The organism is uncultured Mucilaginibacter sp. (assembly GCF_903913935.1).
Lineage (GTDB): Bacteria > Bacteroidota > Bacteroidia > Sphingobacteriales > Sphingobacteriaceae > Mucilaginibacter.
Genome location: NZ_CAIWNH010000497.1, coordinates 1 through 7,791, shown reverse-complemented (window position 1 = coordinate 7,791; position 7,791 = coordinate 1). Strand labels below are relative to the sequence as shown.

General features: G+C 40.5%; 6 protein-coding genes and 1 pseudogene. 4 read left to right on the top strand and 3 right to left on the bottom strand.

All coding sequences use genetic code 11. The features are described 5' to 3' along the window. Both hemA and QZY09_RS20235 read right to left on the bottom strand, forming a co-directional pair. A partial coding sequence (hemA, locus tag QZY09_RS20240) for a glutamyl-tRNA reductase (protein WP_295675415.1) occupies positions 1 to 1,139 on the bottom strand: 1,139 nt, incomplete at its 3' end. A 105-nt stretch (positions 1,140 to 1,244) separates the two neighbouring features. Next, complete coding sequence (locus QZY09_RS20235) at positions 1,245 to 2,105, bottom strand: universal stress protein (RefSeq protein ID WP_295675412.1); 861 nt, start codon at positions 2,103 to 2,105, stop codon at positions 1,245 to 1,247. A 179-nt stretch (positions 2,106 to 2,284) separates the two neighbouring features. Here QZY09_RS20235 and QZY09_RS20230 point away from each other — a divergent pair, with 179 nt between their 5' ends. Beyond that, complete coding sequence (locus tag QZY09_RS20230; RefSeq protein ID WP_295675410.1) at positions 2,285 to 2,959, top strand: universal stress protein; 675 nt, start codon at positions 2,285 to 2,287, stop codon at positions 2,957 to 2,959. Between the two features lie 15 nt (positions 2,960 to 2,974). Further along, positions 2,975 to 3,145 (top strand): annotated as a pseudogene (locus tag QZY09_RS24815) (universal stress protein); the annotation flags it as partial. Positions 3,146 to 3,290: 145 nt separating this feature from the next. Here QZY09_RS24815 and QZY09_RS20225 read toward each other — a convergent pair. Next, on the bottom strand, positions 3,291 to 5,069 hold the full coding sequence (locus tag QZY09_RS20225) for a hypothetical protein (protein ID WP_295675408.1): 1,779 nt from the start codon (positions 5,067 to 5,069) through the stop codon (positions 3,291 to 3,293). Positions 5,070 to 5,230: 161 nt separating this feature from the next. Between QZY09_RS20225 and QZY09_RS20220 the strand changes: the two genes are divergently transcribed. Both QZY09_RS20220 and ccoS read left to right on the top strand, forming a co-directional pair. Continuing rightward, positions 5,231 to 7,621 (top strand): heavy metal translocating P-type ATPase metal-binding domain-containing protein, encoded by a 2,391-nt coding sequence (locus QZY09_RS20220; protein ID WP_295675406.1) that lies wholly within the window; start codon positions 5,231 to 5,233, stop codon positions 7,619 to 7,621. Further along, positions 7,618 to 7,788 (top strand): cbb3-type cytochrome oxidase assembly protein CcoS, encoded by a 171-nt coding sequence (gene ccoS, locus QZY09_RS20215; protein WP_295675404.1) that lies wholly within the window; start codon positions 7,618 to 7,620, stop codon positions 7,786 to 7,788. The genes QZY09_RS20220 and ccoS overlap by 4 nt, the downstream gene beginning before the upstream one ends. The last annotated feature ends 3 nt before the right edge of the window (positions 7,789 to 7,791 follow it).

Sequence of the window (7,791 nt, the reverse complement as noted above, 5' to 3'; positions counted from 1 at the left end):
TTCTGGATCTTTTTTTCAGCTGCCATTACCGGGCATTTGTCCGCGTCGCCTTTTATATCCGAAAAGTGCTGCATATACAGGTACACCAGCTTTGATTTTATGGCATGAAGCGCAGGCGCATTTTTACGCATGATGTACCAATCCATAAAACCGGCCATATTTTGTGCGATAATGCATTTTACTTTCGGAATTTCGGCCCTGCGTTTCAGCAGTGTTTCATCGTTGATCTTTGAAAGTGCGTCGACGTTGACAAGCGAGATATTTGGCAAATCCCCGGCCGAAGCTTCTACATTATATGGGATGGAAAGGTCGACAACCAATTTGGTATTTTTGCTTTCAAGGTGCGATTTTAAAACGATAGGCTCCGCAGCGTTCGCAGCTACCAGTATCACGTCAGCACTTTCAATTTGAGCCGCCAGGTCTTCAATAGGGGCATAGGTTAAACCTAATTCAGCGGCCAGTTCGGCAGCCTTTTCTTCCGAACGGTTGATAAGCGTTATATTAGTTGTTCCTAAATAATCAACCAGGTTTTTACAGGTATTACGGCCAATTTTGCCAATGCCAACAACAAGGATCTTTCGCCCGGCACATAAGTTAATGTGCTCCTTAATATACTCTACTGCGGCATATGAAACCGATACCGTACCGCTGCTTAAAGCAGTTTCATTCCTGATCATTTTTGAGGATTGAAAAACGCTGTTGACTAGCCGCTCTAAAAAGCAATTGATAAAGTTATAACCTTTTGCAAATTTAACCGATTGCTTCAATTGCCCTGTAATTTCGTAATCCCCCAGTATTTGCGAATCTAAACCCGCGCCAACTTCAAATAAATGCTCAACAGCGTCTGCACCATTTTTTATGTAGGCCAGGCGGCTAAATGTTTCTCTATCGCCGGTTGTTTGGGTGCAAAGTAAATTGATCAGTTGGCCAACATTCTCAGCGAAGCCATAGATCTCGGTTCTGTTACAGGTTGAAATAATAAATAATGAATGAAGCCCGAATTCAGGCGCAATCGTCAGGATATTGGCATATTGGTCATTGTTGATCGCAAACATCCCCCTGGTAGTAGCATCTGTTTTTTTATAATTGATGCCTGCAATAAAAAATTTTGAAATTTCTGCCTGAGATATATGATCCATTATTTTTTTCAATAGTAATTATTCCGGTGTAAAGATTCGCCAAATACGGCGGCCATACCTTGATGAGCATCATGATGTTTTGTGATATTTATCACTTTTTGTAACTCATTTCATTTTTGAGGGGAAAATCATTAAGGGTACTTCCTGGTTATCCAGCAGTTTTTTTGTAGTGCTTTGATGAAGCATCCGCATAATAAATGAGTGCTGGTGATGTACCATAGCTAACAGACCGGCACCGCTTTCTTTATAGATCCGCACTATATTTTCAGCAACGTCATTCCCTTTTATATCATGATAGGTGATCTTAGGATATTTTAATCTCGAAACCTGTTCCTCAAGTTCTATCTCTTTCTGGCTTTTTTCTTTTCCGGATTTATCCGGGTGGATGATGTGAATGATTTCAAGCTCGAAATTTAATAATTTGCCGAGTTTGGCAAGATAATGTATAGCCAGCATATCTGATTCATCAAAATCTGTCGCAAATATCACTTTTTTTAAATCCTCAAGGTTTATTTTTGACGGAATTACTAAAACCGGGCGACTTGACTTTTGAATGGTCGAGTTTAGATCGCTCCCGAACAAGCCATCATCGTCCGGATTAAATGCCCGGGCACCCATCAGGATCATTTCAACATGATGCTTCTGTATAATATCCGGAATGATAATACCGAGTTTGCCTTCGCCATTGTCGCAGTAAATGACAGGTTTGTGGTCTTTGGGCCCTAGTTTTTCAACATCGGTCTTAAGGGCGGTGGCGAGCTTATTTAAGTTATCCTTACTGTCATCATCTCCCCAAAAAATGTCTTCCGCAACCCATGGCTCAGCTACATAGGCCTCGGCTGAATTGGTAACGTAAGTATTAAATAACAAAAGGTTAGTACTAAGTTTAGCGCTAAGTTTAACCCCCAATTCTGCGGCGTTCTCTGAATTGTCGGAAAAATCTGTTAAAACAAGGATGGATTTCATATCGGGTCGTCAATTTAAATAATATGTAAATTTTCAAATACCGCGCGGTTTAAAGAATGATCATCATCACAAATAAAAAGTTAAGAATCACACTTTAGAGTGAGTAAGATCATTATTTGATGGTTTTGTTTTCGTGAATTTTACATAGGATATATTATACAATTAAATTAAAAACGACAATGAAAACTTTACTTGTAGCGACTGATTTCTCAGCCAATTCCAGGCATGCTGCTGAATATGCAAATAAACTGGCGGTTCAATTGAGGGCTAACCTTGTTTTGTGTAATGCTTTTATTGTGCCGGCAGAAGTGCCTGAGGCAGGCCTGGTTACTTGGCCAATGATGGAATACGAAGAAATGCTTAAAGACAGTGAAGAAGAGTTAAAGGCGCTTAGGACTTCTCTTGAAAAACAAAACAGTGATACTGATTTTAGCCCATCTATTCAATGTGAAAATAATGTTGGCGCTGTAACGGCGGTGGTAAATGATATTGTGGAACATCAGAGCATTCAAATGGTGGTTATGGCTACTCATGGAAACAACGGTTTAAGCCAATTTTTGGTAGGCAACCATACCAGGAGGATGATTGACGAGACCATTTGCCCATTGTTGCTTGTTCCTGAAACTGCCGGGATAAAAACAGTAAAAAAGATTGCTTTTGCGACCGACTTTCTGCATCATGAAAAGGACCTGGAAACAATTTATAAATTAATTGACTTGATTAGACCGCTTAATGCCGAATTGCTGATTACGCATATCCTGGATGAAAAGGAGCAAAGCCCCGAATTTAAAAAGTGGCTTGATCATTTCCTTGTTGAATTGTCGAACAAAGCCGATTATCCGAATATTTATTAACGGGTAGTAAAAAGCGATAATCCCGAACGCGGGCTTGAATGGTTATGTGAACATGGACATGTGGATATGCTCGCGATGGTACATAGAGGGCACAATATTTTGGAAAAGATATTTACTGGCAGCCATACCCAAAAAATGGCCGGGCATTCAACTATACCGTTGCTGGTAATTCCTGAACGAAAATAGTTATCCTTAAAAAGGTAATTGTCCTCAATTGGACGTTCGGGGAATTTGAATCAATAAATTTGCACCCGGTTTAATTTAATCTATATAAATAACGCTGCCCCATAAGGAGCAGCTTTATTTGTTTATAATATTCAGGCAATTGGCATTAAAGGGCTATTCCGCTGAGTTTTTTCTCTGCTGAGTACAGGTCTTCCAAAATAATGGCCAGGCTTTGTGCCTGAGACGTTATTTGAGGGAAAAGCTGTTTGTAGTAATCGATCCCTGTCTCCAGCTCGGTTTTAAATTTGAGCAGGTATTTTTGCTTTTTATCAGTGAAGTTTTTAACCTGGGCCGAGATCTCTTTTTGAAAATGGTCAATATACAGGTTAAGTTCGTTGATAAATACATGCGGGCGCTTTACATTTTGTAAAAGGTCAATTGATCCGTAAATATGCTTCACCATTTCCTCCAGGGAGTATGTTCTTGAAAAATAAGCCAGGTTAGGGCCCGGGCAAATAGTAACCGCTTTATTTTCCTTTGGTTTAGTGATGCCATACTTCAAATAAGCAGATGAACAAAGCCCTTCGCAAAGGCAGATCTTTTCTGTTACCGCTTCAACTTGCTCTTCATACTGTTCAGGGCTCAGGTCAAGCGTTTTTAATTGTTTAATTTTCAGGTTCTGGTACTCTCTTGATGCTGTGCAGATTGGTTCGGTGGTAAATTCCGTATTGGTTACCAGGTATTTTTTAACGCATGGGTTTCCGGGCCTGCCTTTATTTATCCGTTCCAAACGTTGTTTTTCACTGGTAGTACCCCTGAAGTTATTAAATAATATACCCAGGGGAGAGGAGTTGCTTACATAAAAAGCATCCTCGCCGGCATTTTCGAGAATTTTTAAAGTGTCTTCATCAACATTGGTCGCTTCCGGAACCAACAAAAATGGGCTGCCCCAACCAGTAACATCCAATTGATAATAGGTAAGCAAAAAATTATTTTCATCGGCTGTACCAATGCCGCCCTGAACACTTATGCGCTGCGGAGGAATATTTGAAATACTTATGCCTTTGATTAATAGTGCGGCCTTGTACATTTCAAACAACTCAAGGTGCAGTGCTTCTCTTTTATTTTTAAACTCTTCCAAAACAGGGCCCAGCAAATAGCCATCAGAGGCAAATGCATGCCCGCCACAATTTAACCCCGATTCAATCCTGAATTCCGAGATCCATAGCCCTTTTTTTGCTAAAAACTTGGCCTGGATGAGGCCCGAACGAAAGTCGCTTACTTTTAAAATGATCTTTTTGAGTGTTGAACCGCTTTCATCCGGAAGAAAATCAGCGAACGATTCAATGTAACTATAAAGCCTGGGGTTCATTCCTGCAGATAATATAACGGAAGATCTCAAATTACTGTGTGCGAATCCGCGCAAGGCGGTTAAAGCATCCGTATTTTCCTCCCCGGTTGACTCGTGGTTCGCCGTATAATTTGTTTTATCAACTTTCGACATGATATTCACGTCAATCTGGCCTTTTTTTAATTCCAATCGCAGCCTGTCCTGGAAAATCCGCCTGGTTCCTTCGTCGGTATACTCCTGCATCAGGTCGTAACCTTGTTTTAGCGGCGAAGATTCGGGCAGCAGGTCGAAATAGCGGCATATATCACTTCCTGGCTCAAATGGCTCGTTTTTTAATTGCTCAAATTGCTGGTTTACCAGTTTTTCAAGCAAATTCAGGTAAGAAGTAATACGCTTTTCCCTGAAACCGGGCTCAGCTTTGGTTATGGCCTCATAGGGCTCATTGTTCTTTTTTGCATGGTATTCGCGCATGCGCTCAATCAGCTCGTCATCAACAACGGATACAACTGATGATATTCCGTAACGGGCAACTTTTAGTGGGGTATCAACTGAATAACCTAATCCTAATACGGGTATATGAAATTTATGGATCATGAATAATTAATAATAGGGTGCAAAACAGTAATAGTTATGTTTTCCCCCAAAGCTACGGGTTGTAATAAACACAAAAACTGACGAAGGTCACTTTTTTATAAATTTTAGATCATTATTTGCCCCATTTCGGGGTGGCATCTTTGGAATAATAAAATTAAACTATGAAAGAAAGCGCCATAGAGGGGCAAACCTTGTGCTATCATTGCGGTAACGAATGTATTGAAGAACTCCATCTTGTTGATTCAAAAGCGTTTTGTTGCCAGGGATGTAAAAGCGTTTATGAAGTATTAAATGCAAACAATCTTTGTAATTATTACAACTATAATCAACACCCCGGCGCAAACAGGGCAATTGTTGATGCACGTTTTGAATACCTTGATAATGTAACCATTATCAGCGACCTGGTTGACTATTCGGATGATAAGATAACTATTGTAAGTTTTTATATTCCTGCTATTCATTGCAGCTCGTGTATTTGGCTGCTTGAACAGCTTAACAGGATAAATCCGGCCATACACTACAGCAGGATCGACTTTTTAAAAAAGCAGGTAATTATCAGGTTCAGCAATGCCGAAATAAGTTTACGGCAAGTAGTGGAATTGTTATTTAATATAGGATACGAACCCGTGATCAGCCTGCAGGATGTTATCAAGAAGCAGGCAAAGAGCAGTAAGGATAACCTGGTTCAAAAAATTGCTGTAGCCGGTTTTTGTTTTGGCAACGTAATGCTGCTGAGTTTTCCTGAATATTTTGGCCTGTCAGGCGTAGAGCAAACGTTTAAACACTTTTTTGGCTGGTTAAATGTTTTGTTTTGTTTGCCGGTGGTTTTTTACAGCGGAACTGAATACTTTGTTTCGGCATGGAACAACCTTCGCAATAAAGTATTAAATATTGATTTTCCGCTGGCTTTAGGTATTGCTGTTTTGTTTATCCGCACGGTAACTGAAGTATATACCCGTACGGGCGCCGGTTTTGGCGACACCTTATGCGGGCTGGTGTTCTTTTTGCTGATCGGCAAATTTGTTCAGCGAAAAACTTATCATCATATTTCGTTCGAGCGTGATTATCGTTCATTTTTTCCCGTAGCTGTATCAGTTATTGAAAATGACGCGGAAATACACCTCCCGCTGTCACAATTACAAACAGGGCATCGCATCGTCATCCGGCATAACGAGATCATCCCGGCAGACGCCATTTTACTGAAAGGGGAAGCTTTAATAGATTTTAGTTTCGTAACCGGCGAGGCAAATCCGGTGAGCAAAATCCTGGGCGAGATCATTTATGCAGGCGGCAGGCAAACCGGGCAAGCCGTAGAGATGGAAGTAATAAAACCTGTTTCGCAAAGCTACCTAACGCAATTGTGGAATAATGAAGCTTTCGCGCACGGCCATGGAAAAGATATGCAAACTTTTAGCCAGAAAGTGAGCAAATACTTTACCGTAGTACTACTGGTTATCGCTTTTGGCACGTTATTATATTGGTTGCCAGTTGATTATAAAAAAGGGCTTGCTGCTTTTACAGCAGTGCTTATTGTAGCCTGCCCATGCGCTCTCGCTTTAAGTACTCCGTTTACCATGTCAGCAGCGCTCAGCATTTTCGACAAGAATTTTTTCTACCTGAAAAATACAGCGATAGTAGAACACCTTGCGAGGATAGATACCATTGTTTTAGATAAAACAGGAACCATTACAACCGGTGACAGCAAAACAATAAAATTTGAAGGCGCTTTAACCGACAAAGAAAAGCAGTTGATCTATAGTGCATGTATAAACTCGAGCCATCCGCTAAGCCGTATGATATATACACACCTAAGCGGGCAGAACCGTTTAAAAACGGAAGAATACGCAGAAGTTCCCGGCCAGGGAATACTGGCAGTAGTTGACGGCCATTACCTGAGAGTTGGCAATTCCAAATTGGTGCTTGGTCAAAATGAAGATGAAACGCAGCTTACCAGGGTGCATATTTTGCTTGACAATGTTTATAAGGGATATTTTGCATTTATCCATCAATACCGGCCGGGACTCGAAAATATCAGTGAACTGGCGCCAGCCTATAAACTCTTTTTGCTATCGGGTGACCAGGATCATGAAAAGTATGAATTGCTTAAGTTTTTTAAAAACCAGGAAGCAATGCATTTTAATCAATCGCCCCAGGAAAAGCTTGATTTTATAAATTCCTTACAGCATTCAGGAGCTACGGTAATGATGATAGGGGATGGGCTGAATGATGCCGGCGCGTTAAAACAAAGCGACCTGGGTGTTGCCCTTACCGATAATGTAAATAATTTTTCACCAGGCAGCGATGCCATTTTGGATGGATGCTCGCTAATAAAACTACCAGTGTTTCTTGAATTTTCAAAAGACACGGTACATATTATCTATTTGTCCTTCCTGATATCATTAACTTATAATGTTATAGGGTTAAGTTATGCGGTAACGGGCAATTTATCACCATTGGTGGCGGCTATTTTAATGCCATTAAGCACAGCAACAATTATTTCATTTACAAGCATAGCTACACGCCTGGCTGCAAAAAGGCGAAAATTGATATGACGATAATATTTTTTTTAATAGGATGTAGCATATTGCTTGCTCTGGTTTTTTTAGGAGCATTTTTCTGGGCACAAAAGAGCGGGCAGAATGATGACCTGTATACGCCATCGGTACGGATATTATTGGATGATGATGACGAAAACACCGAGAATAAAATAAAAAAGTGATGA